We start from the raw sequence: 24,414 nt of genomic DNA on the forward strand, positions 1-24,414 counted from the left end.
AAAATGAAAAAAAGAATATTTTCCATCATTATATTAACCTCGCTATTATTAGGTTCCTGTAGTAAGATCGATGATTTTTTAGATGTTCCACCGAGTAAAACTTCGGAGTTGGAAATCAAGACTTTTGATCAGCTCAATCAGCTCTTGAATAATTATTCAGGCGTATTTTCGGAGGAGTTAAATCAAACTGCAGTTTTTAGTTCGGATGATTACTATTTAAGTTCTGCAATGTATGATTCTGACCCTTCCGTGTTTGCAATTAGTCGGGTTAAATATGCCTTATGGGACAGCAAGTTTTTACCAACGAATATTGGAGATGATTTTTGGGGGAATGAGTATAAAAAAATATTTTATGCGAATACGGTGCTCACTTATTTAGATCAAGTATCTGGAGGGACTGCAGAGCAGAAAAATAATTTAAAAGCAGAGGCTCATTTTATCAGAGCCTATAGCAATTGGGTATTGGTAAACACCTACTGTCTACCATATACTGAAGCTAACAAGAATGAGCCAGGATTACCAATTAAACAAACCATCAGTTTTGAAGAAAATGCGCAAAGACAGTCTTTGGCAACCACTTATCAACAGATTGAAAGCGACCTAACTGAGGCATTACAGATTAGTACGCCTTTGGTTCAAAGTGGTCGTTCAGTACATTGGAGAGCCAATAAAACGGCTGTCAATGCATTTGCAGCTAGATATTGGTTAAATAGAAATGACTACAATAAGGCATTGCAATATGCAAATGAGGCATTAGCTGGATACAGTACTTTAGTTGATTATAATACTCAAATGCGTTATGGTATTCCAAAGACAGTGACCCTGGATGCAGGAACTGCAAGTCAGAAGAATTTCACAATCCAGTTTCCATATACGCATAATAATCAAGTGGAATATACGGATATGATAGGCTGGAAGGAGTTTTTATATTTTCGAATGCTTGCAAATGACTCGTATTGGTATATTCCGAGTCCGGAATTGCTGAATTTATATGATAAGGAGCATGATTTACGCTATAAATATAATGTTGTAGAAGGTTATTCCTATGATCGTGGAATGATCAAACCTTCTTATAATTATCCTGGATATGTATTTTTTTATAAAAACAGAATTCCTTCAGGACCAACTGTGGCAGAGGTATTATTAACCAAAGCTGAGGCTCAGGCACATTTGGGAAATGCAGCAGCCTCAATGCAAACATTGAATTCCTTGCGGGCTAAAAGAATGGTTGCAGGAGCTTGGGTAAATTTGTCGGCAGCCAATAAGGAAGATGCGATAAAAAAGGTTTCCGAAGAGCGAAGGAGAGAAATGCCATTTTCGCAAAGATGGTTTGATGTTCGTCGATATAATCATAATGAGATTGCTACAGATGATATTCTGTTGAAGCGATCATTTTATCCTTTTGATAATTCCATTGTTTTAGACGACCAGAAAGTTCAGAACTATACCTTGGAAAAAGGGTCTAGACGTTGGGCAGCACCTATTCCTGTTTCGGATATTGAAGCAAGTAATGGCGTTATAGAACAGAATAAATACTAAGAATAATATAGCTATGATAAATAACTCTTTAAAAATATTAGCATTATTTCTACTTGTTTTAGGTCATATTCCAAGGGTTTATTCTCAAAGTACAGAAGAGTTTTTGCTATCGGCGAAAGAAATGGCAGAATTGCGGGCTGCGGTTATGGCAAATCCTGATAGCATGGATTTGAATGAGGAATATTTGGCAGGTTTTGCCAATCCAGAACAAGCGGAAAAGGAATATGCCAAAATTATTGCCAAACATCCTAAGTCAGCAACCTTACAGATAGCAATAGCCAATAAGTTAGGTGATTTTAGTCCTAAAAGACAGCAATATCTATTAAAAGCTGCGGAGATAGACCCTTCAAATATTGAGAATTGGGAAAACCTTGCTACTGATGCCGCTTTTAAAGGGAATAAGGAAGATGAAATCAACTATATTGAGCAAGCAATGCAAGCTAGTCCTGATAATTTGGATTTAAAAGTAAGATATGTTTTCTTATTTTCTCATAACCCAAATGAATTTAGTACAAAGGCCAATGCTTTTATTGAACAATATCCGAAATCAGAACAAGCATTGTTGATTTTCAATATTGCTGGATTAGAATTGGAAAACAATGAAGAGAAAATTAGGTTAGGAGAAAAGATGCTGACCCTATTTCCAGATGAAGAAAGTATGGTTTTTCTAGTAGCCATAACCCGATTGGTGAATACTTATTTAATGGAGGGACAATATGATCAAGCAATTGAAGTTGCCACAAAGTATAAGGATAAGGGCGAGTCGGATTTAGGTCTTGGCAAAAATCTTAAATTGGCACAGGACTTAAAGCTATATGAGGAAAAAATGCGTGCCGGCAAGTATGCTGAGGCCAAAGAGCAAATCATTAATCTCCAATACAGAACTTTGAACGGCAATGATTTAGGTAGTTTACTGATGCTGAATAAAGCATTGGCTTTAGATGCGAATAAGGAAACTCAAGCTGCCTATGATAGTTTGATTATTATCCAATCAACAAAACCTTCTATTGCAGTTCAAGAAGCGATCTTTGCATATGGAAAGAAACTAGGCAAAACCGAGACTGATGTAAAAGGAGATGTTTATCAACTTGCCATTTCAAACTCCAAAGAAGCACTTCCTTTTTCAATAGATTCTTTTGATTCAGAGCAAAAAGTTACCCTAGATGATTTAAAGGGTAAAGTTACCTTACTGACCTTTTGGTATCCAGCATGTGGACCATGTAGAGGTGAGATGCCACATTTTGAAAATGCGATAAAGGGTATAGATCGGAATAAATTCCAATACCTTGGAGTCAATATTTATCGGGAACAAGATCATCTTGTCCAACCCTTTATTGAAAACACCGGATTTACCTTTAAACCTTTAGGTGCTTCAAAGGAGATAAAGAAAGACTATAAGATCTATGCTGCACCCACCAATATCATAGTTGATCAGGAAGGCAGAATTGTCTATTCTGATTTTATGGTGGATTCAGATAATGAACAAATGCTAACCTTGATGCTTGAATCATTAATTAAATAATTCGAAGATTTAGAGACCTACCTTACCTTGAGCCCAATAAGGGTAGGTCTGAATCTGCTTCTTTGAATAGCCATTTGAAATAAGATCTTTTTGAATTTTTTGAATGGAACTGGCATTTCCAGTCAGGTAAAATTCCATTTCGGATTGAATAGGTCTTTGATTAAGTAACCATTCTTTAAAAGTGCTTTGTCCAATGCCTGCTGTGCTGGAATCAAGAACCACTATGTTTTCAAAATCTATTCGTATATGATCGAGCCAATCCAAATGATTGGGATTAATTTCAATTAAGCAACAACAGGGTTTACCTTGTTTTTTTGCTTCCAGATGGATGTGCTGCATAAGGCCTAAAGAAGTTTCATCACCAAATACAACATGACTACTTGCAGAATAATTGAAGTTCATTTTACTACTTGGTCCCATTATTTTTAATTCATCATCCAAGGCTAGATTATCCGCCCAAATACTTCCAGGTCCTTTACCATTGATATAGAAAATTACATCGCAGATACCTTTTTTCAAATTGAAGTAACTTGGAGTATAATGTCTGAAATCTCGGTCACTGATTCTAAATTCAATAACATTTCCAGGAATAAAATCATTTTTAATACGGGAGAAATCACCTTTAAAGCGGATGTATTTGAGGGAAGGACTTATGTATTTGATTGTTGTAATTTTTACGGAGTGATAGGTTCCCTTGAAGAGGGACTCCATGGCATCAGTCATCCATTTCGGAACTTGAGGCATGTTAAATCTTTGTTGTAAATAAAATTTCTTTTAAGATAAAAATAATTATCTAAAATAACATACAAAGCATTTTATTGTCGATTCAACATGCCTCAAGTAAAGCTTGGGGTTTAGCTTCTATTGATTATAGGATCCGTAAAACTTTCCTTACCTGTTTCCATCCTTCCAGCAAACCTTTGGTAAAATTCCGGGTTTGAGGGAGAGGATACAATGAAGTCATACCAGCCGTAGCTCTTTTCTAAATTTAATTTTATTTTTATTTCTGAATTTGCAGCAATACTATTTTCAAAAAAGGTTCCACTCTCATAGCTCATATCCTTCACAACTAATTGTATAGGGGAATTACCATTGTTTTTCAGGTTTAATATCATGCTTTCAGTAGGAGCTTTTGTAATTCTTTTTAATTCAGAGAGTAGTTCAATTGAAACATGAGGGTCATTTGCAGTGCCTGAGAATTCTCGAAAGAAACCATTCGGACCATGAAGATGGAGATTGTATTTTCCATTTTCAAAACCATTAATTGGCCATTCATATTGGATTTCATCAGCAGGTTTAATTGCGAAGAACCAGTTTCTACAGGCTTCTGCCGGGGAAGTTTCATCTTTGAAATTATTTGGAGCATATACCGTAAATGGTGATCCTGCGGACTGATTTCCAAATAATTTATCTTCCGCTTTCATGCGGATAATGAAATTATCATTATTCACTTGGCCATGGGCACTGATCTGATAAGGTAATGCTGTCGATGGACGTTTACCAACCTCTTGTTGGGACATTAAGGAAGCATAATCTTTTGTTTTATAGGCTTCTTGGATTTGTTGTTTACTGATTTCTTTGAAATTTCCCGGACTATCTTTGAATTTTGCATTATAAATTGTTTCCAAGAAAGGATTTCTATCAATAAAATTCAGGTTTTTATCCTTGCTATCAAATGCAGTAAATGCAGAAGTTAAATTTCCACAAATAGTTCTTCTCCAGGTTCCAATGTTTTCAAAATTGATATTTTTCTTGAATTTTTTATTGACAAAATGTTCCAGGAACTGTAGGGTAGAGGTGTGGTCAAATACTTGAGAACATACTTTTCCACCTCTACTCCAAGGGGAAGCAATGATCATAGGGACTCGAAATCCGAGGCCTACGGCCGCACCACGCGCTTGTTTTTCAGGAACACCTTGTTTTATTTCATTGGAGAGCCGGACGAATTCGTCTTCCGTTTCTATGCCATTTGACACCTTTCCTGTTTCAGGTTTGTTTTTATCTGGAATACTAAAAGGCGGAATATGGTCATAATAGCCATCATTCTCGTCATAGGTAACAATAAAAATAGTTTTTTTCCATACTTCTGGATTTTTGGTCAGGATATCCAAAATTTCAGAAACATACCATGCTCCATACCAAGGAGCACTAGGATGGTCAGAGAAATTTTGTGGTCCTGCCAACCATGAAACCGTAGGTAATTTTCCAGAGTTTACATCTTCTTGAAACTGGTGGAAGAGATTGCCTTTGGGAACTGCTAGTTCTCTTTTTGTTTGATTATCGGTATATGAAAGCTGATCTAAACTTCGGTAGTCAGGATCCTTCTCATTGGTAATGAATGCCCGGTTAAATAAGTTTTTTTGAGAGGAAGAAAGTTTATTGAAATTTGTTTTATTCCATATTTTCAATTCTTCTTGCGCATCATTGAGCGCATTTTGTTTATCTCTAATACTGGCTTGAACTTTTTTTGCTCGATCTTCGGAAGAAGGGCTTTCCTCTTGCAATTGGTTTATTTCACCGGGTAGTTTATCCACTCTATTTTGCAGATTTTCGATATATCTGTCTTTGAATTTTACATTATATGCTTGGAAAAACTCAAGGAGGTTACAGCCAAAATTACTTAACCAGGAACGTTCTTCTCCCTGAAACCCACCGCCACTGCTTAATTCATTCTGGTAGAATCCCCAGGAAATTCCATTTTCCTCCAGGGCTTCAGGGAAAGTCTTCCATTTTTGTTTACCATAAGAATAATCCTCATTTCTAATATTCGCCTTTGCTAAGCCATCTTCCTGGCTCATAATTTTTCCAGTCCAAAAGAAAGATCGATTTGGAGTGGTGCTGGTCATTGCCGAGCAGAAATTTTGATCACAGATGGTAAAAGCATCTGCTAAAGCATAATTGAAAGAAAGATCCTCTCGGGTATAATGACCGAGAGTCAATGGCATATCAGCATATTTTTTATGATTAGAACGTTTAGAGGGAAGCCAATTATCATATTTTCCAAGATTGTAGGCATCCACTTGACTTGCTCGAGAATGTGGCAGATCACCTGTCCAAGTGCTGTTGCTTTCTTTCATGTTTAAACGGAAAGGAGCGAATGTTTTACCCACTAAGTCCGTTTGAAACCATACAGGGTTTTTATTAGGGAGAAGTACAGCACGGGGGTCATTAAAACCACGAACGCCTGAAAGCGATCCAAATGCATGATCGAATGAACGATTTTCCTGCATCAGAATTACGATATGTTCAGCATCTAAGTAAGTACTTCCCGGGGTTGGGTCAATAGCCATTGCTTTTTGAATCGAGGAAGGAATCACATTTACCATTCCAGTAGCGCCAGAAAGCATGATGATTTTCCTTAAAAATTCTCTTCTGTTATCCATTGGTAGTTGTTTTTGTTTAGGTAGAACTAATTTAAGTCATTAAAAATGAAATTTTTAAGAGATGAAAGAGAGATTACTATGTGTAAGTGAAATTGTTACGATAGGAGCTAAAAATTAAAAAAAATAATCTAAAAGGCATTGATGTTTAATTGTTTAGAGCAATAATTTGTGGCATGAGTTGAAAATTAATTAAATTAGCAATTAATAATTAAGCAACATTAAAACAAACCATATTATTATTTATATTATTATTTGATGATTCAATTATTCAAGAAATCAATCATTTATGTTTTAGCGCCGGGTAATTTAGCATCTGGTGGTCCAGAAGCATTACATCAGTTGCATTACTATTTAATCAAATCTGGGTATCAAACCCGTTTGGTTTATTTTCAGGATGCAAAGTTGCACCCACAATATGAGAAATATACTCCGCAGATAATTCCAATCGATCAAGTTGTAGATAGTAAGGAGAACGTGATTATCGTTCCGGAGATGCATACCATATATCTCAATCAAATCAAGAAAGCGAGGAAATGTATTTGGTGGCTGGGATTACAATTTTATGATGGCTTTGATGCATTTCCGCAAACGATCAGGCGTAAGATTAAATCCAAACTTAGGAAAATCATACCTTCTTCTATTTTTGAATTAAGAAAAGAGTTTTATAAAAGATTTGATTACGAAAAATATTTGGTACAAGCCTATAAAATTAAACCAGAGGACTATAATTTATGTGGTTCCATGTTTACTTATCAATTTACTAAAGAAAAGTTCAATAATGTACATCTGCTTGTCGAACCATTAGGTATGGAGTTTTTAGATTTTGGAGATATTGATTTATCCTCTAAAAACCGGGGTAATAAAATTTTATATAATCCTTCGAAAAGTTCAACGATCATGAAGAAGTTATTAACTCGTACTGACTTAGAATTTGAACCTATACAAGGACTGGATGTAAAAGGCATGAAAAACCTTTTTCAACAGAGTAAGTTGTATGTTGACTTTGGAAAATTTCCAGGTCCTGAACGACTTCCTAAGGAAACCGTTTTAAATGGTACCATGTTATTGGTTGGGAAAAGAAATGCTTCAGAAAATAATTTTGATGTAGCTATTCCTGAGCAATATAAACTTGAGGATTTTAATAATGAGGAATTGGTAGTATCGAAAATAAAGGATATGCTAGCAAATTACGATGAATTGATTGGGGATTTTGATTTCTTCAGGAAAAAGGTTAAAAATCTGGAAAAGAATTTTATTGAGTCAATTCGGTCCATTTTTGTTGAAGAAAAGGTATAAAAAACTCTACCTCTATTTCAATTGATAGAGGTAGAGTTCAGTAAATATTTTATAGACTAGTTAGGCTGTATACTAGTCTTAAATTTCCCATCTGTTAATTTGGTTGAGCCAAGAGTTTCTAATCCTTGAACCCGAATCAAAGTTCCTGAGAATGTCCCTTCAACGAGATTGTTGTTTATGTTATCAATTTTCAAATTGAAAGAATCTTCAGGCGCATCGGTATCCCTAGAAGCTGTAGAATTTACTTGAACCTCATCTTTGGTGGTATTATGAGCTGCTAGGATGGAGAATCCAGAGTTATCTTGAAGTGTATAAGTACCAGCTGGAACTCTGGTTTTGTCTGACATCACAGAAATCATAACGGACTCTTTTCCGTTATCCATTGCACTAATCATTAGGTAATTTCCGCCTTCAACCCAAGCTGCTTCAACAATTGGAAATGTTTTTTCCTTTCCATCAATCTTAACTGAAAAATAATTGTTTCCAACTTCGCCATTCGGTCCATCGTCTTTGCTACAGCTAAAACTTAGTGCAGAGAATAGTGCTATACCTGCACCAAATAAGATTCTTTTTTTCATATAGTATAGTGTGATTTTGCTGTTTTAGTTAAACCAAAACCATACCAATAAAGTATCTATTTTGTAAATTAATTTATTTAGATTTCGGGAAGAGTTATTTGGCGATAAAAACAGGGATATTAACCGCATGGCGCAACTTATTAACTGTTTCGCCAAAAATAAAATCTTTAAATCCTCTGTGGCCATGACTTCCTACTATCAAAAGATCTGCTTGATATTTTTCACAGAACCTCACGATATTCTTAATCCTGTTATTATACCCTAATTCAAATTGGGTTTGATGTCCATTGGAAATCAGAAAATCTGCAAAGCGTTTTAGTCTTTCCAAATCCTGTCTTGATTCCAGATCATCAGAAGAGTTGCCGTCATATTTAACTGATGCACTTTCCACAATGTGGATCAAGACAAACTTGCTCTTGGAATCTGCTAGTTGTAATGCATACTGTATGACCTTCTGATCTGAAATTGAAAAATCTAAAGCAATCAATATTGTATTAAAGGATTTCTTGGTTTCCATGGCGATGGGTTCAAATGATTGGTGAACGTCTGTTTCAACAGTTTTTGTTTTCCAGAAAATCGGGTAGAAGAAGGTGATCAATAATAGGAGGATTAATCCTAATGCCAATAGAATTACCAGCATGGGAACTAATGGGTTTGTTGCATTTTGGATCCATTTATATAATTCATCGTAAACCAGTTTAAAGTTTAATATTGCAATTACTGCGGCAATAAGCCATGCAAAAACCTTAGTTAGGTTATTGATCACAAATATTCCCATTTTATTTTTATCAGAAACGAAATGAATCAATGGGATGACTGCAAAGGCCAATTGCATGCTGAGAATAACCTGGCTAAAAATAAGGAGTTGTCCTACATGGTCTTCACCAGAGATAAGAATTACTAAGACTGCCGGAATAATGGCCAGCAATCTGGTAATTATTCTTCTAAGGGCAGGGCTGATTCTTAATCTTAAATAGCCTTCCATAACAATTTGGCCAGCTAAAGTACCAGTAACTGTTGAACTTTGACCGGCTAAAATTAAAGCTACAGCAAATAATTTAGGAGCCAATTCTGTACCTAGAATATTTTTTAATAAATGGTAGGCATCATCTAGTTCAGCAACCTCATGTAATCCATTTTTGTGAAATACGGAAGCGGCGAGGATTAATATTGCTGCATTGACAAAGAAGGCCATATTGAGGGCAATTGCACTATCCCAGAAATTATATTTCAAAGATCTTTTTATGGATTTTGCGTCTCTATCAATTTTTCTGGTTTGGACCAATGCGGAGTGCAGGTATAGATTATGTGGCATTACGGTTGCACCAATAATTCCTATTGCGATATACAATGCGGCACTATTTGGGATGCTTGGGATCAATCCCGTAGCTACTTCTGCAAAATCAGGCTTTGCTAAGAACATTTCTACCATAAAACACATGCCTATCAATGAAATCAATCCGATAATGAAAAGCTCCATCTTTCGCATTCCTAACTTTTGAAGATACAGGAGCAGGAAGGTATCGGCAAAGCTGATTAATACACCCCAGATGATATCAATTCCAAAGAGTAGATGCAGTCCGATTGCCATTCCTAATACTTCGGCTAAATCACAAGCTGCAATTGCGATTTCAGCAAGGATGTAAAGTGCGAAATTGACCTTTTTCGGATAGGTTTCGCGGTTACACTGTGCCAGATCCTTCCCCCGAACAACACCTAAACGAGCACATAAATTCTGAAGCAATAAAGCCATGATATTACTCATCAGCAATACCCATAATAAGGCATAGCCAAATTGACTTCCACCAGCAAGGTCAGTTGCCCAATTCCCAGGATCCATATACCCAACACTTATCAGATAGGCAGGTCCAAACATGCCTAATATTCTTTTATATTTTGATTTCTTTTTACTGATATCTATACTTTCATGGATATCTGACAAAGATTTATGCTGGGGATCATCCTGATACATAAGATTCTGGACTTGGAATTATTTTTAAAATTAAAAAGCAAATTGTTAGCAGACAAGTTCTTTGTGTTTATTGAAGAATTAACCATTAAAATAACCTTATGTTAATTTTTTATTTATTATATCCTGAGATACTTTTTATTTTTTTTAAAAAGTATTTTTGAATTAGAATATATTTTATTTAGCTTAGACTTAACAATTATTAACAAAATATATTACTTGTCTAATCAATAAAGTCATGCCTACACTTGAACTTGCTATTGTAAAAAGGCTATATTTTTCTAATCCACAGTCAATTGCGGATTTGAGCATTTCCATTGGGAAGAGTATTCCTAATATTACGAATGCCATTAATAGGCTTTTACAATCGGGTTTAATCTTGCAAGCAGGACTTGCAGCTTCCACAGGTGGGAGGAGGGCAAGTCAATTTATTCCTAATCAGGATAAACTACCTAATATTCTATCTATTGCAATTGACCAGTTTTATTCTTCAGCTGTAATTATTGATTTTAATAGACAGTTTAAAACCGAAGTAGCAATAGTTCAAATTGCCTTGGCCTCTACTGATGCATATTCTAAAATCGTCAAACTAATTGAGGAAAGTCTTCAAATGACAGATGTATCTGAAATTTTTGCAATTGGCGTCACAATTCCGGGATTTGTCGATTATCAAAGTGGATTGAATAATTCTTATCCAGTTGATTCTCCGCTTCATAATTTGAAGAAAAATCTCCAGAAAGAATTTAATTTACCAGTTTTTATAGAGAATGATTCGAAAGCAATTGCCATTGCTGAACATAATTTTGGAGTAGCTAAATCATACAAGGATGTGATGGTTATCAATTTAAATTGGGGAGTAGGACTGGGGATGATCTTGGATAATGAACTCTATAGGGGTCATTCAGGTTTTGCTGGTGAGTTTAGCCACATTCCATTATCGGATTCCAATAAACTATGTTCTTGTGGAAAGAAAGGTTGTTTAGAAGTTGAGGCATCCTTACTTGCTGCAGTAGAATCAACTATACAAACTCTTCAATTAGGAAGTCCATCTTCGTTACAAAAGGATTTCATTAATCAAAAATATATTACAGGAGAGCAATTAATTGATGCGGCCACCCAAGGGGATCAGTTGGCTATGGAATCCATTAATAGAATAGGATATATTTTAGGAAAAGGCATTTCAACACTTATCCATATTATTAATCCTCAACTTATTGTAATAAGTGGTAGAGGGTCAAAGGCTAAGGAGATATTAGCACCAAAGATTAAAAGTTCGCTTTTGGAATTTAGTATTTCAAGGCTTTCAAAAAATACAGAAATAGTTTTTTCAGATTTAAATAATGTGCAATTACTAGGGTCTGCTTGTATTTGTATTGAACATTCAGACAAAAATTTATTAAGAAAGAAGGATTTGACAACTCCTTCATATAATCATAACTAACTAATTATTTTTTGACCCTGATTAAAACAGGGGTAACCTATTGTTATTGTAAAACCAAACTTTCACAATAAAATATTAATAATAATAAACCAATTCACTATGAGTAAAATCTACAAAGGGTGTTTAATGACATTGCTTTTGATGTTTTGCATCAATATGTCATTTTCACAACAGTTTGTTACTGGGAAGGTGACAGACAGTAATGGAGCACTACTTGGTGTTTCCATTTCCGTAGTCGGAACTACGAGGGCTACCCAAACCGATTTAAATGGGGAATATCGGATTGCAGCTAGCAATGGAGAAAAGTTAAGATTTTCGAGTCAAGGATTTTTATCACAAGAGGTCACGGTTTCTTCGCAGGTGATTAATATTACATTGGAAGAAGATAATAGTTCGATCGATGAAGTGGTGGTGACTGCCATGGGTATCACAAAACAAACTAGATCATTAGGATATGCTGCTACAAGTGTAAAACCTGAAGAAATCCAAAGAACTAACACCATCAATGTCGTTAATGCCTTGCAAGGTAAGGTAGCTGGGGTTCAGATCAATGCTGTTGGAACTTCTGGGGTTACTTCATCTTCGAGCATTACTATTCGTGGGGCAAAATCACTCGACAAAAACAACTCACCAATTTTTGTAATCGATGGTATTGTAATGGAAAATAATATTACAGATACTTACGGGGGTAAGGATTGGGGTTCTCAGTTAAAGAATTTAAATCCTGATGATTACGAGAGTATAGACGTGTTGAAAGGTGCTGCAGCTACTGCATTATATGGTTCACGCGGTGCTAATGGCGCTATCGTTATTACAACTAAAGGCGGGATGGCACGTAAAGGGCTAGGTATTGATTTCTCACAGAACTATCAGATACAAAATATCTATGCGCCACACATCAAATTACAAAATGAATTTGGAGCAGGAAGTGTAGGAAATGGTTACCAAGGTGATTTCTTACCAGAGGGTAATCCAAATCAAACTACGTCAAGTTTTGGTCCTCAGTATAATGGCCAATTGGTAAACCAATATTACAATGACGGAGAGAAAATTGCTTATTCAGCGCAACCAGATAATTGGAGAGCTTTGTACCAAAATGGTAATTATTCAAATACTAACCTAGCAGTGAATGGAGGTAATGAGCGTGCTGTATTTAGACTATCTTATTCACACACCGATAATGGTGGTGTTTTAAAAAACAATGAATTTAAGAGAGATGCAATTAGCTTGAAATCCAATGGAAAAATTAATGATATTTTCTCTGTTGATTTTGGAGTAAACTATGCAAAGTCAAAAGCAAAGAATGCTTATGATCAAGGGTTTTGGAGAGAAGGTCAAAACTTGGCTCTAATGACTACTTATTATATGCCTCGTTCATTGGATCTAGCAAAGTTTTATGATACTTATCGTGATCCTGTAACCAATGCAGTTAAATCCCAACCATTATATGGTACAATAGCAAACTTCTTACATAGGTTAGATTATTATAATGAGGATAGGGATGAAGAAAGTGTTATTGGAAATGTGGCTTTACGTGCAACGATTACTGATAATATTCGGGCATTGGCTCAAGGTAACTATTCAATCTATAACACCTTAAACGTTAATAAACAATATGGTGCTGGACCTTACTTAGGTGGTGGTGGTTATTATGGCGTAAATGGAACAAGACGTAATAATTATAACTTCCTATTTATGTTGGATGGTAGCAAGAACTTCTTAGATGGAGACCTTGAAACTAACTTAAAAATTGCTTCTGAAGTTTATGGAAATGGGGTAAATGAAAACTGGGGAAAGAACACCAATGGTGGGCTAATTGTACCTGGACTTTTTGCTTTTTCAAACTCAGTAAATACTATTTATCCAACATATAATTATACAAAAGGAAATTATCAAGTTATAGGTTTATTCGCTGTTGCCAACTTAGCGTATAAAAATCAAGTATTTTTAGAATTATCGGCAAGAAATGATTGGAACTCATCATTATTATATCCAACATGGATAGAATCTGGGAAGAATAATTATTCTATTTTTTATCCATCAGCAAATCTATCTTGGGTATTCACTGATACTTTTAAAGAATCACTTCCAAGTGCATTTTCATTTGGTAAGTTGAGAGCTTCATGGTCACAAGTAGGTATGGGCTCTAGAGCATTTGCTACTAGTGATGGTGCTGGAGGTTTTAACCAAAGTACCATTTTTGATCAAGACCGTAATAATGTAATTTCTGCAAGTCCAAATATTTCAAGTATTCCCAATACGGACCTTAAACCTGAGATCCAACAATCTATTGAATTGGGTACTGATTTAAGATTTGTAAATGATCGTTTTGGAGTAGATTTTACCTACTATAAGACCAATACTTTCAATCAAATTTTGACCTTAGGAAACGTATTAGAATCTGGATCTTCAACTAGAAGAATTAATGCAGGTAATATTCAGAATCAAGGTATAGAATTGTTATTGGATATTGATCCAATCCGTAACGATAAACTACGTTGGAATGTTCAGTTTAACTACACTGTTAACCGTGGTAAGATTAAGAAGTTACATCCTGAAATCAAGGAATGGCAGTTAATGGGTTCTGCCGATGCGGGACCTGAAATTTGGGCTTACGAAGGAGGCGAGTTTGGTGTCATTACATCTGGATATAATAATTCCTATGCTTCAGCACCTGCTATATTTGAAAATCCTGATGATCCAAATGATTCAAGAAACGGTAAACGTATTCTAGAATACGCTGGTAGAACTGGAAACCCTAATGCTGCAACGGTTTATTATTGGACGACTGATGTGGATATGGGTAAACCAGATAGGAAAACTATTGGAAAGATTGAGCCTGATTTTATTGGTGGATTAAATACCAGCTTATATTACAAGAATTTTGATTTATTCTTACAGGCAGATGGTCGTATTGGCGGTCAATTTTTCTCACATACCTATAAATATGCCATGGGTAGAGGAGCATTAGAGGATGCATTAATTGGTCGTTCTGCTGGCCATGGTGGTATCGCTAGAACGAATTACAAAGGAGAAACTGTATACGACGGAATCATGTTGGATGCGGTATTTAGAGAAGGTACAACAGCTCCATCAAAAGCAAACCCAGCAAATATGGTTGACGTAGGTGGATTGACTTACAAAGAAGCAGTAGAGTCAGGTCTGATTGAGCCAATCCAAGCATCTGCATATTATGCTTACAACTTCGGTTGGGGTGCGAATGTTCAGGATCCAATTATGGATAATTCTTGGATCATGATGAGAGAGGTGACTCTTGGATATAAATTACCTACATCCTTAACTAAAAGGTTAAAAATGGATTATGCTAGAATAGGAATATCAGGTAGAAACTTATTTTATATCTACAATGGTCTAAAAGGAGGTTTGAATCCAGAATCCATCCAATCGAACAACCCATTGACTCCATATGAGTATGGTGGTGTTCCTTATTCTAGAAGTTTCTCTGTATCACTTAATGTAAAATTCTAAGATGAAAAAGTTTAAAAATATAATTATATATAGTCTTTTAGGTGGTCTGATGATGACTAGCTGTAAGAAAGACATGATAGATATGAATACGAATGAGGAATTATTGGTAAGTACTGATCCTAAATACGTATTCACAAATGCTACATTGAATTGGAATAATTCAGGTCGTGGGGATTTGATGAGTAAATACAGCGGTGTAATGCAATTGATGCAATATGTTGTGTCAAATGGGGGAGCATCGGAAGGAATTTATGCGAATCCTACAAGAAATGATAATCCAAGTCCATTTTTGCCATATTACAATTATTATTATAACGCTTATGGTAACAAGCTGAATTACCTGATTACTTTTGTAATTCCAAATAGAACCGACAAAGACAGATATCAGAACATCAGTTCCATTTCCAAAATTCTTCAGACTTATCAAGCATTCTTAATGTTTGATACCCATGGAGCTGCTCCTTATACCGAAGCTTTATCAGGGTTACAAGGAAATAATACTCCTAAATATGACATGTATGAAGATCAATATAAAGCATTTGATAAGATAATTAAGGAATCCGTAACGCAGTTGATTTCCAATCCTGCTGATCAAATTGGGCTTGGAAATAACGATTACTTTTACCGCGGCGATATTGCCAAGTGGGTGAAATTTGGAAATACCCTTAGGATAAAAATGGCTCAAAGATTTGAAAAGGTGGATAACGCACATTATAAAAGTGTAGTTGATGATGTTTTCACTAATTCAGGAGGAATTATTTCGAACAATGAGGAGTCATGTATTTACTATCATAACCTTGAACACAATAATGATACTTGGGATACAGCGATTTTAACTTATCAATTTGTTGCGAGTAACTCGTTTGTTTCCTTTCTACAGGACAACAACGATCCAAGGCTTCCAATCTTAATTCGTAAGAATGGCTTCGGTCCAGGTAATAATAATCCCACAAATGATAATCTAGCGGATTCATTGAAGAAATATCATCCGAATTTTGCAACTGACCCACAATATTCAAAATATACCAAGAGATATGTAGGGATGCCAGCATCTCCGGATAATTCGACAATTGACGATTCTAGGGAATTTTTAAGTTTCTCTGAGAATAAACCAGGTGGTCCATTGAATTATACTATTCGTGCCATTTCACAGGTTCAAAGTAGGTTTTATGTAAAGAATGGTGGTAATGCTGAGACAGGTGGTGGAGCAAGAAATATTGATTATCCTCGTTATGACAATAATGATGATATGAAATTATTTTCTCCGCAAATCACTTATGCCGAGACTTGTTTCATGATGGCAGAGATCTGTGAAAAATTAGGCTCAGCAAAAGGTGGAAAGGATGCAAAAGCATGGTATGAAGCTGGAATTGCAGCCTCTATGCGTCAATATCAGACATGGGCAGTTCGCATGAAAGTGCTTTCTGCAGCTAATAATACCGTAGCTGACTACGCTCCAATTGATGATGCTAAAATTTCGGAATACTTGGCACAACCGCAAGTTCAGTATACAGGAAGCCAACAACATAAATTAGAATTAATTATTTCTCAAGCATGGGTTAACTTCTTTATGAGACCTGAGGAGGCGTGGGCAACTTGGAAAAGAACAGGATTGCCGAAATTTAAGGCTTATCAAAGTCCGAATCCTAAAGATGGAACAGCATTCTTAGATGAGATTAAGTCGGGTGGAACGACCTTCTTAATTCCTAGAAGATCAAAATTACCAAATCCAAATTCGGCAAATGAGGCTAATTATACTGAAGCGATTCAAAAGTTAGTTTCTAAACCTGAATACATGCAACAGAATCAATCGCAGGGAAGAATTTTCTGGGATAGGTAATGTATATAGTTAAAAATCAATAAATGGAGATCGGGCAAATTTATTTGCTCGATCTTTTTTTTGGTGCTATCTAGAATGGAAATTAGTAATACTGAAAATAATTTTTCGATAAAACATTGATTACTTCAATTAATATTTGATATTTATAATATAATTTATTCTCAATTAATCAATGTTAGCAATAGAAAAAAGAGTGAAGCTATTAACGAAGAAACTAGTTATAGCAACCATTGCCGTATTATCATTTACCTCTTGTTCTGAGGAAGAACCAATTGTAAAGTCCGAATATATAGTTGGCCGGTGGGTTCTAGCGGATGGGAAATCGGTCCCTGCCTTAAATCTACATGAAAATAATACGTATGAATTTGAGATCAGTAGCAATGCTGATAAGAATGTCAAAGGCAATTATACTTATAGCAAATATGTATTAACTCTAAAAAATTTATTTGATATCGTATATGTAGTTACTTTCAAGAATGACAATGAGATTGTACTGGATGAAATATCAAATACGGCCGCACCTGATGTATTACATTTAGTTAGAGATTAATATCAAATGGCTAGGTTATCGCGACCTGGCATGTCGTTTCCAAGATTAGATTTGAAAGACAATGTTTTTCAAATCATGATCTTTGAGAAGGAAGAAAAAAAATCTTTAAGAGTACGACTTGTCAAAAGTATTAATCATGGATTTAATATTTATGACAAACTGCCTATAGGCATTAAACATCTTTTTAAATGGTATTTTATTTTTAGGAATCTTGGAATAAAATACCTACTATTCTTAGTTATCAAGCTCCCCATTTACTTTATCAGTCTACTTTTCAAAAGGATGTTTTTGTTGCGGCCTATAATTGGATTATGTGGCTTAATTTATGAGTTTTTTGCTAAAGTCCTTCGCTATGGTTTATTCGGAAATGTGATCACTCAAGGATACCACATAGCATTTCCTGACCTGGCAAAACCTTCCTTGCCAGTTATTTATTATTGGGAATACAGCTTAAAAAGCATTGATAAATATTTAAAGGATCTTCGACTGGAACTTAGTGTATTTATTATTTGGTATATTATTAAGTAGGATGGAAGGATATAAAAAAGTACTTGGTGAACTATCTATTTTCAAATCTGAATTCTATGATATCTTCAGCAAAAAGTATTTTTCAATAAGCAATAATGTTTTATTCAGATACCTAATCCTTGCGATTCGATTTGTCTTTTATTTACCTTCTTTGTTAATATTTCTCATATTAAACTTGATTGTATTTCTTTTTCAGATATCATTAAGAAAGCTTTTCTTGTGGGTATTGTATTTGAGAAAACCGCATTCAGGAGAAAAGAAATTGATTGAATTTATTTTATTCGGCACTTTGTTATTTATCAGTTTGATAGCATCTGTGTTAGGGGTTGGAAAATGCTATAGAAGGAAATTAATATGGATTTCAAATCAATAATCAGATAAACAAAAAAGCTCAAATATTTTGAGCTTTTTTGTTTTAACTTTTTAAATCTTTAAATATTAATCATGGGACTAATGCTCTTTGGTGCTCTCTAGCGACTTCCTCTTTCAAGGATGCAGGAGCTATTACTTTTACTTCCCCGGCGACGGAGAGTACTTCCATAATAAAATCATGTGTTACATAAATATTCAATTTAATTCTTACTTCATTTTCATTTTCGAGTATTACCTCTTGAGTATTATGCAAGGGCAAAGACTTTACATAACGTGCCTGAAAAGGTGAATAGGATAAAATAACTTCCTCAACTTTCTGATCTTTATTCGGAAGGATAATTCCAAAACAATGTTTGAAAAGAAAATCAGTATCCAAGGATTGTTTTGGTATTGAAAGTTTTCCTCCAATCTCCAAATCCGTAATTCGATCCAATCCGAATACACGTAAGCTCATCTTTTCTAAGTCATGACCCAATATATACCATCTATTTTTTACTTCTTTTAAAACCATTGGAAACAACTTCCTGTCTTCAGCATAATTTTCATAAAATTTATGGTAGGAAAAGCTAATTGCCCTTTCGCCTCTCATAGCCTGAACAATTGGCCATAAATTCTCAGATCCACTGGGACGACGATTCTCAAAGACAATGTTATTACTCCCGTTATTCCCAATTCTCAATATGTTCAATACATCGAGGATTTCCAATGGACGATCAGCTTCATTGTCGAGATTCTCAATATAATAGCATTTTTTCGAACGATTATTTTGTATAATGACACCATATAAAGGAAGTATATCTTCAATATCACGCTGAAACTGTCGCTGACTTATGGAAAGCTTATAATCCTGCAATTCAGATTCCCGCTTTAGGTATTGATCAATTTCCAACCATGTCCTTGGTTTATTTCTAAGGTAATTGATGATTAGTTTATGACGAATTATGGTTTCTCTTACTGACATGATATAATCTATGTTAATGCAAACATAAGAAAGCAAGACGACAAAATATGACGTTTTACATTAGACTTTAAATCTTTTTTATTAATAATGATAGCGACCTATTTTGACAGCCTCTGCATTCAATTTTGGATTTATATGAAATATTCTAAACCCAAAATATTGAAATTTTATGCAGACAAATCAAATACTCAGCTCCACTCTTAATCATCCAAGGGCAATATTTCAAGGATTATTGCCAACTCAGCAATCCTTAAAGATCAATAACCTGAGTATAATCGGAATTGGCATTGAAGGGAAACTCATTTTATCCAAGCTTATCCTAGATTATGGTATTAAGAACGTAGGTTATATTGATTTTTCCATGGACAAGCAATTGGCAGATTACTTTATTCCATTTCCAGGAAAAAAGGAATTCCTTTATGCTGAAAAACAAGAGTTGTATCAGGTTGATAATTTTAATGAACCTAAATTTTTGGATCTATTGAGTCAGGTTAAAGAAGATGCTGTTTTTGTTCTTTGTTTATCTGAACCAATTTCTCATACCGTGCTTAAATACATCTTAGATACGGATTATCAGATTCTAATTCGGATTCCATTTAAATTTGAAAACACTAATAATTTCCAGATTACTAGGAGTTTGCTCCAAAAATTAAATTCCAGACCTAAGACTACCATTTTATTCTCCGATCACTTTTCAGAAAAATTATCTTCAATAAGGTTTTCAGGAATTATGCACCAGTTGATTTCTGGTCAAGCAAACTTATTAGCCTCCAAACTGGGATATGATTCAATAAGACCTAAGATTATTCGTAAACCTTTAAGTGCCTTTCTCCAAGAGAAGGTGAATATTATTTATGATCCCAATAGTTTTACTTTTCCAATCAATAAATTGAAAAACAAGATTGACAATTTCATTTCCAATATGTGTTCTGATGACTTATGGATAGTTTCATTAAAGCATTTTGCATACATGAAGACCTACTACCAATTTATGGATCAAGAGAGCCTTCTAAATTTATTAGCTCTATTAATTATTGTGTCATTCCTAAAAGGTCATGATAAACAAATGTTCAATATTCTTTTTTGGGGTAGGGAGGCCTATAGTTTTTCAGAAATTCTTCAGGAGAGTCATTCAAAGGATATTCCTGTTCAGCTGCGATCTATTTCTGAAGGATTTGATTACTTGGATAAAATGCTGTCAGTAGATCATAAATTGTTCCTCAAGAACAAATTGGACCTGTTGTTCAATGATTATATTCTTGAATTTGAAGCCTATTATTTTGTCACCGAATTTTTTGATTCTTTACAGATTAATGGGGGGTAGGAGGACCAACTTATACAATGCAATAATCCTCCTTCGCCTGCCAACACATTACAATTAATAGGTACAATGGTTTTTTTTGAATATATGGTATTTAATTTTTCTATTGCTAACTCATCTTCAATTTGTTTAAATACCGGAACAAGAACAAAATCTGTAGTTTCAATAAAATTCATATAAACGCCCTTTGCAGATTGATAGGTTCTGTTTTTATAAGGGTTGTAGGGGAGGAAATCAATCTCAAAAATTGGACTCAGGAGTTTGGTCAATTGGTTTTTATACTCCTCTTCTTGGAAATCATTTATTAGAATCAAATTTGAATCAATGATAGTTAAAATTCCATCCAAATGGCCGGTAAAATCATGGTCTAGTGCAGGTACAATAATGATTTTGTCAGAATGAAATAGATTTTCCAAACTAGTTCTGATTTGCTGTTTACTTAAAGTTGGATTATCCAGATAGATACGGTCTGAAACGAGAAAGATACCCTTGAAATAAACTACTGAACCTCCGTCCAAAATGATTTCTGAGTATTGATAATCTATTCCGAGTTGATTGCAAATGCTTCGATTATCAGAGATTAGATTTTGAAATTTTGGATTCCGTAGATATTTTGGGAAGTATTGGAATAACACCCATGAATTGTTATTTGACCAAATAGGCATGAAATCTCTAATCCAAATATCCTTTGTATTAGGGATTTCTTTTACCTGAACATTCTTTTTCAAATCATTAAAAATGCTGCTGTATTTATCTTTCAAAAGAGATGAGACGAAAATCATATTATGATAGCTAATATTCAATAAATAAAAGTATTCCTTACTGAATGGAATTTTCCAATAATCCGTTGCTTTGAAAATCTCGTTTTTATTAAAAATTTTTATTAAAAATATTTAATTAAAATATTAATAATCAGTAATTTGTGATTTTCAAATGTAAGATTATTTTAGAATACTCATAATGGATTTTTTTCTTTTTTTAACGGAATTTGGAAATAGTTTTATCTAGATTTCGTTAAATTAGAGTTAGGTCACACCGTAAACTACTTCGTATGGAAAATGTGCAAAGTCTTAAAACAGAATTTCTAATTGATGGAATCGAGTATGATATTTTAGAAAATGAAACACGTTGGGTGATTGGAGAATTGAGCAAAACTCTATACACTCAAATATCGATTCAAAGCAGGCAAATTGAAGCTGATAAAAAGAAAGGATTATTGGATGATTATTTTGAAGATGGAAAGGTAAAAATTTCATTTGAAGCTTCTGGCATCAATAATTTCGGTATTCCGACCGGAGTATTGAATTATGAAGAAGATAAAAATATCGAAACCTTTACCCATTTTCTGAAAGAAGGTATGGAATACAGCCTTGATTTCTTTGGTAATATTGAGTACAAAGAGGGATGGGTGATCATTGACGGAACCTTTAAGCAACCTTATGGGAATGAATCAGGTTTTCCAGTGTTCGCAAGTATCAAATTTGATCCACAAGTTTTGAACTGGAAAGAATATATTTTCAATAGTTTAGAAGAAACCAAAGGAATTGATCCTAACAAAATAACCTATCTTAAATTAAAGGATCCAACCTTTAAGGAACTTCCTGAAGGAATCTTTGAATTTAAGAACTTAGAAATTCTACAAATCACTAACTCGTCGAATTATTGGGAAGAATCCTATCTGCCCTTAATAAACATAAGTGAGAGAATTGCTGAATTGACCCAATTGAAAGATTTTACGGTTTTGAAAGCAGACCTTTCCACCATTCCCGAGTCCATTTCAAAGCTTAAAGAATTAGAAAGATTGACCCTTCGGAATTGTAAACTTTCCAGCATTCCGGACTCTATTTTCTCCATGCCTAAACTTAAATATTTGGACTTCGCTCAAAATCAGGTTCGTACCGTTCCCGAAAACATTAATTTACCTTCATTAATGTCCATCCACTTAGGAAAGAATTTACTTTCAACATTGCCAATATCCTTGGTTCAGCAACCTAATCTAAAAAGCATCAATGCTTCAGATAATCCTTTTGTTGAACTTCCAAGTGAATATAATTTCTTCAAAGGATTGGAACTGACCAAAGAGGAGAAGGATCGATTACTAGATACAACCTATAAAGGAGCAGATGGAACTGGAATAGTAAAATGGGATGATACTGAATATTTTGCTTCGAAAGATACTGAACTTATCGCGCCTGTAGAAAAGATAATCGAAGAGAATAAACTATCAAAAGACAAAAAAGCTCTTCTATCATTGGTAAAAAGAACAATTGGATTTAAGCAAACGACGCAGGATGATTATTCCAAAATTGGAAATCACCGGTTTGGTGGAAGACCTGACCTACCTATGGAAATATCCTATCCAATTTATCATTATTCTTATGAGGATAAAGATTACCACTATGAATTTATTGCCCAAATAAATTGTGAGGAAATTGCTCACCTTCAGGAATATCTACCTCGAACAGGTACTTTGTTTTTCTTTATTACCTCCATGCAATTCATTGGTTCAGATGAATTAAATAATGCTGAAATTATTTATGTTGAGGACAATAAAAATTTAGCTTCCGGGACTAGGTTTGAATTTTCGGAGGAAGATTTCTTTGACTCTCTAGATAATGAATATACCCCTTACAAAGCAGAAGCATTCGTCACTGTTTCAGTGCCTTCTTTCTATGCAAATCATGTCAATACCTATTTATTTGAAAAGGATGCAAAATCTCTAGCTGGGAAAGAAGATTTTCTCTATAATTTATATGATATTTTTGAGAAGCCTGTCCTACAATTAAATGAATATGATCATGCTGTGAATACCTATGGGTTTACACAACATGAATCTCCGGAACTGCAAACAGCTTTAAATTGGAAAGGAAAACCTCAGGATTGGATTATTTTATTGCTCGTCAAGTCAATAGGGGATTTTCAATGGGGAGATGCAGGAGATTTATTTTTCGTAATTCATAAAAGTGATCTAGCGAAAAAAGACTTTAGCAAAGTCTTTCTGGCCATAGAAAGTAGTTAGTGAACAGCAAGTTTATCGTTAGTTCTCTATTGTTAAATGTTCCTAATAATTTTTATTGCTTGAGATAAAACTTTAGCAATCGATATTTTGGTTATTCTACCAGGCATAACCTATTCCAATTCCTCCATATAGGGGATAAAATTCATCTCCAGGAAGGTAAGTCGGATTATAGGTTACTTGGAAAGCCAATCCTTTGGTTATTGGTCTGAATCTGTAACCAATTTCAAGGGAAGGAATAGCTTTAACTCCAGCTTCTCCGGCAAATCCATCAGAAAGTATACTGGTCGTTAGATTTACCCCCATAATAAAAGCCGATTTGTTTTTCCCCTTCACATAATTTATTCCAACAGGAAAATTAAGGGTAGCGTCCCAAAACCCTAATAGAATTCCTGAACCTACACCAGCTCTTAATCCCATACCTTCTCTTGAACCAGCCTGAAATCTCATATCATAATTGGCACTGAGTAACATGCCTGCACCAAACCCTTCTGCAAAAACAAATTTCTGACCTTGAGAATAGGACTCATTAGCAAAAAAACTAATCATAAGACTAATGATAGAATAAGTTATCCATCTTTTTTTCATAGGAAATATAGATTATGGTTT

Annotated in this window: 17 protein-coding genes; 10 read left to right on the forward strand and 7 right to left on the reverse strand. The window is 34.6% G+C overall.

Annotated features, from left to right (window positions below):
- The first annotated feature begins 3 nt into the window (after positions 1 to 3).
- Positions 4 to 1,539 carry a RagB/SusD family nutrient uptake outer membrane protein gene (locus tag PZ892_RS07035; RefSeq protein ID WP_182498766.1) on the forward strand — a complete coding sequence of 512 codons (1,536 nt, stop codon included), beginning with the start codon at positions 4 to 6 and terminating at the stop codon, positions 1,537 to 1,539.
- Positions 1,540 to 1,552: 13 nt separating this feature from the next.
- Positions 1,553 to 3,061, forward strand: a complete 1,509-nt coding sequence (locus PZ892_RS07040) for a redoxin domain-containing protein (RefSeq protein ID WP_182498765.1) — start codon at positions 1,553 to 1,555, stop codon at positions 3,059 to 3,061.
- A 9-nt stretch (positions 3,062 to 3,070) separates the two neighbouring features.
- Here the strand turns inward: PZ892_RS07040 and PZ892_RS07045 are convergent, their stop codons facing one another.
- Both PZ892_RS07045 and PZ892_RS07050 read right to left on the reverse strand, forming a co-directional pair.
- Positions 3,071 to 3,805 carry a siderophore-interacting protein gene (locus PZ892_RS07045; protein ID WP_277712586.1) on the reverse strand — a complete coding sequence of 245 codons (735 nt, stop codon included), beginning with the start codon at positions 3,803 to 3,805 and terminating at the stop codon, positions 3,071 to 3,073.
- A 110-nt stretch (positions 3,806 to 3,915) separates the two neighbouring features.
- Positions 3,916 to 6,444, reverse strand: coding sequence for a phospholipase C, phosphocholine-specific (locus tag PZ892_RS07050; protein WP_182498763.1), 2,529 nt, complete (start codon positions 6,442 to 6,444; stop codon positions 3,916 to 3,918).
- 255 nt (positions 6,445 to 6,699) lie between these two features.
- Between PZ892_RS07050 and PZ892_RS07055 the strand changes: the two genes are divergently transcribed.
- Positions 6,700 to 7,740, forward strand: coding sequence for a hypothetical protein (locus tag PZ892_RS07055; protein WP_182498762.1), 1,041 nt, complete (start codon positions 6,700 to 6,702; stop codon positions 7,738 to 7,740).
- A 56-nt stretch (positions 7,741 to 7,796) separates the two neighbouring features.
- On the opposite strand, the gene PZ892_RS07060 is transcribed toward PZ892_RS07055, so the two are convergent.
- Positions 7,797 to 8,318: a hypothetical protein gene (locus tag PZ892_RS07060; protein WP_094281530.1), complete on the reverse strand. Its 522-nt coding sequence runs from the start codon at positions 8,316 to 8,318 to the stop codon at positions 7,797 to 7,799.
- A 94-nt stretch (positions 8,319 to 8,412) separates the two neighbouring features.
- The gene (locus tag PZ892_RS07065; RefSeq protein WP_182498761.1) at positions 8,413 to 10,290 is read right to left on the reverse strand and encodes an Nramp family divalent metal transporter; all 1,878 of its coding nucleotides are present in this window, start codon (positions 10,288 to 10,290) and stop codon (positions 8,413 to 8,415) included.
- Between the two features lie 235 nt (positions 10,291 to 10,525).
- On the opposite strand from PZ892_RS07065, the gene PZ892_RS07070 reads away from it, so the two are divergent.
- The 5 genes from PZ892_RS07070 to PZ892_RS07090 all read left to right on the forward strand — a co-directional run bounded on the left by PZ892_RS07070 (position 10,526) and on the right by PZ892_RS07090 (position 18,135).
- Entirely contained in the window at positions 10,526 to 11,728 is a 1,203-nt protein-coding gene (locus tag PZ892_RS07070; RefSeq protein ID WP_182498760.1) for an ROK family transcriptional regulator, read from the forward strand.
- Between the two features lie 99 nt (positions 11,729 to 11,827).
- The gene (locus PZ892_RS07075; protein ID WP_220476703.1) at positions 11,828 to 15,217 is read left to right on the forward strand and encodes a SusC/RagA family TonB-linked outer membrane protein; all 3,390 of its coding nucleotides are present in this window, start codon (positions 11,828 to 11,830) and stop codon (positions 15,215 to 15,217) included.
- 1 nt (position 15,218) lies between these two features.
- Positions 15,219 to 17,057: a SusD/RagB family nutrient-binding outer membrane lipoprotein gene (locus tag PZ892_RS07080; protein ID WP_182498759.1), complete on the forward strand. Its 1,839-nt coding sequence runs from the start codon at positions 15,219 to 15,221 to the stop codon at positions 17,055 to 17,057.
- A 172-nt stretch (positions 17,058 to 17,229) separates the two neighbouring features.
- Positions 17,230 to 17,607, forward strand: a complete 378-nt coding sequence (locus tag PZ892_RS07085; protein WP_182498758.1) for a hypothetical protein — start codon at positions 17,230 to 17,232, stop codon at positions 17,605 to 17,607.
- Between the two features lie 6 nt (positions 17,608 to 17,613).
- A complete protein-coding gene (locus PZ892_RS07090) occupies positions 17,614 to 18,135 on the forward strand; it encodes a hypothetical protein (RefSeq protein WP_182498757.1) in 522 nt (173 codons plus the stop codon).
- A gap of 442 nt (positions 18,136 to 18,577) precedes the next feature.
- Here the strand turns inward: PZ892_RS07090 and PZ892_RS07095 are convergent, their stop codons facing one another.
- Positions 18,578 to 19,468: a WYL domain-containing protein gene (locus PZ892_RS07095; RefSeq protein WP_277712587.1), complete on the reverse strand. Its 891-nt coding sequence runs from the start codon at positions 19,466 to 19,468 to the stop codon at positions 18,578 to 18,580.
- A 169-nt stretch (positions 19,469 to 19,637) separates the two neighbouring features.
- Here PZ892_RS07095 and PZ892_RS07100 point away from each other — a divergent pair, with 169 nt between their 5' ends.
- Positions 19,638 to 20,792, forward strand: a complete 1,155-nt coding sequence (locus tag PZ892_RS07100) for a hypothetical protein (protein WP_182498755.1) — start codon at positions 19,638 to 19,640, stop codon at positions 20,790 to 20,792.
- On the opposite strand, the gene PZ892_RS07105 is transcribed toward PZ892_RS07100, so the two are convergent.
- Positions 20,744 to 21,571 carry an agmatine deiminase family protein gene (locus PZ892_RS07105; RefSeq protein WP_182498754.1) on the reverse strand — a complete coding sequence of 276 codons (828 nt, stop codon included), beginning with the start codon at positions 21,569 to 21,571 and terminating at the stop codon, positions 20,744 to 20,746. The genes PZ892_RS07100 and PZ892_RS07105 overlap by 49 nt on opposite strands.
- 269 nt (positions 21,572 to 21,840) lie before the next feature.
- Here PZ892_RS07105 and PZ892_RS07110 point away from each other — a divergent pair, with 269 nt between their 5' ends.
- Complete coding sequence (locus PZ892_RS07110; RefSeq protein ID WP_182498753.1) at positions 21,841 to 23,808, forward strand: DUF1963 domain-containing protein; 1,968 nt, start codon at positions 21,841 to 21,843, stop codon at positions 23,806 to 23,808.
- Between the two features lie 96 nt (positions 23,809 to 23,904).
- Here PZ892_RS07110 and PZ892_RS07115 read toward each other — a convergent pair whose 3' ends face one another.
- Positions 23,905 to 24,354, reverse strand: a complete 450-nt coding sequence (locus PZ892_RS07115; protein WP_182498752.1) for a hypothetical protein — start codon at positions 24,352 to 24,354, stop codon at positions 23,905 to 23,907.
- Positions 24,355 to 24,414: the final 60 nt, after the last annotated feature.

Origin of the sequence: Sphingobacterium sp. WM, from assembly GCF_029542465.1 — a bacterium.
GTDB lineage: Bacteria > Bacteroidota > Bacteroidia > Sphingobacteriales > Sphingobacteriaceae > Sphingobacterium > Sphingobacterium cellulitidis.

Excerpts from the sequence above, each read along its gene's own strand:
- PZ892_RS07105 (WP_182498754.1), bottom strand. The coding sequence starts at position 21,571 with ATGATTTTCGTCTCATCTCTTTTGAAAGATAAATACAGCAGCATTTTT.
- PZ892_RS07095 (WP_277712587.1), bottom strand. The coding sequence starts at position 19,468 with ATGTCAGTAAGAGAAACCATAATTCGTCATAAACTAATCATCAATTAC.
- PZ892_RS07115 (WP_182498752.1), bottom strand. The coding sequence starts at position 24,354 with ATGATTAGTTTTTTTGCTAATGAGTCCTATTCTCAAGGTCAGAAATTT.
- PZ892_RS07065 (WP_182498761.1), bottom strand. The coding sequence starts at position 10,290 with ATGTATCAGGATGATCCCCAGCATAAATCTTTGTCAGATATCCATGAA.
- PZ892_RS07100 (WP_182498755.1), top strand. The coding sequence starts at position 19,638 with ATGCAGACAAATCAAATACTCAGCTCCACTCTTAATCATCCAAGGGCA.
- PZ892_RS07035 (WP_182498766.1), top strand. The coding sequence starts at position 4 with ATGAAAAAAAGAATATTTTCCATCATTATATTAACCTCGCTATTATTA.
- PZ892_RS07080 (WP_182498759.1), top strand. The coding sequence starts at position 15,219 with ATGAAAAAGTTTAAAAATATAATTATATATAGTCTTTTAGGTGGTCTG.
- PZ892_RS07045 (WP_277712586.1), bottom strand. The coding sequence starts at position 3,805 with ATGCCTCAAGTTCCGAAATGGATGACTGATGCCATGGAGTCCCTCTTC.
- PZ892_RS07110 (WP_182498753.1), top strand. The coding sequence starts at position 21,841 with ATGGAAAATGTGCAAAGTCTTAAAACAGAATTTCTAATTGATGGAATC.
- PZ892_RS07050 (WP_182498763.1), bottom strand. The coding sequence starts at position 6,444 with ATGGATAACAGAAGAGAATTTTTAAGGAAAATCATCATGCTTTCTGGC.
- PZ892_RS07085 (WP_182498758.1), top strand. The coding sequence starts at position 17,230 with ATGTTAGCAATAGAAAAAAGAGTGAAGCTATTAACGAAGAAACTAGTT.
- PZ892_RS07055 (WP_182498762.1), top strand. The coding sequence starts at position 6,700 with ATGATTCAATTATTCAAGAAATCAATCATTTATGTTTTAGCGCCGGGT.
- PZ892_RS07075 (WP_220476703.1), top strand. The coding sequence starts at position 11,828 with ATGAGTAAAATCTACAAAGGGTGTTTAATGACATTGCTTTTGATGTTT.
- PZ892_RS07040 (WP_182498765.1), top strand. The coding sequence starts at position 1,553 with ATGATAAATAACTCTTTAAAAATATTAGCATTATTTCTACTTGTTTTA.
- PZ892_RS07070 (WP_182498760.1), top strand. The coding sequence starts at position 10,526 with ATGCCTACACTTGAACTTGCTATTGTAAAAAGGCTATATTTTTCTAAT.
- PZ892_RS07090 (WP_182498757.1), top strand. The coding sequence starts at position 17,614 with ATGGCTAGGTTATCGCGACCTGGCATGTCGTTTCCAAGATTAGATTTG.
- PZ892_RS07060 (WP_094281530.1), bottom strand. The coding sequence starts at position 8,318 with ATGAAAAAAAGAATCTTATTTGGTGCAGGTATAGCACTATTCTCTGCA.